The organism is Pseudomonas koreensis (genome assembly GCF_036668835.1).
GTDB lineage: Bacteria > Pseudomonadota > Gammaproteobacteria > Pseudomonadales > Pseudomonadaceae > Aquipseudomonas > Aquipseudomonas koreensis_I.
In genome coordinates, this window is sequence record NZ_JAZEVW010000027.1 from 1 (window position 1) to 574 (window position 574).

The window sequence follows — 574 nt, forward strand, 5'->3', positions numbered from 1 at the left end:
CCGTCGACACCACCAACCTGTCGCTCAGCGCGACCAATTCGGTCGCTGAAGGCGGTTCGATTGTTTACACCGCGACCCTGACCAACGCTGCAGGCTCGCCAGTCACCGTGACCTTGTCGAACGGCGCCGTGATCACCATCAAGGCTGGCGAAACCACTGGCACCGCAACTGTTCCAGCGCCATCCGATGACGTCTACAAAGATGCCGGCTCGGTGCAGGCGACCATCACCAGCGCGACCGGAGGCAACTTCGAAAACCTGGTACCGAGCACAACGCCTGCCATCACCAGCGTCACCGACACCATCGACACGACCGCGGTGAAATTGACCGCGACCGCCACTGCGGCTGAAGGCGGCAACGTCGTTTACACAGCGACGGTTGGCGCGCCAGTGACGGGCTCGCCTGTAGTGGTCACTTTGGCCAACGGTCAAACCATCACCATCGGTGTTGGCCAAACCACCGGCACCGCGACCACCGCAGCGCCGAACGACGCGTTGACCGGTCATGCACCGATCACCAACTCGATCACCAATGTGACTGGCGGCAACTTCGAAAACCTCGTAGCCGACAAAAC

At 61.5% G+C, this 574-nt stretch carries 1 protein-coding gene; it reads left to right on the forward strand.

What is annotated here, in order from left to right; genetic code table 11:
• Positions 1 to 574 (forward strand): immunoglobulin-like domain-containing protein (locus V6F91_RS27155; protein ID WP_332769922.1); only part of this gene is annotated, 574 nt, incomplete at both ends.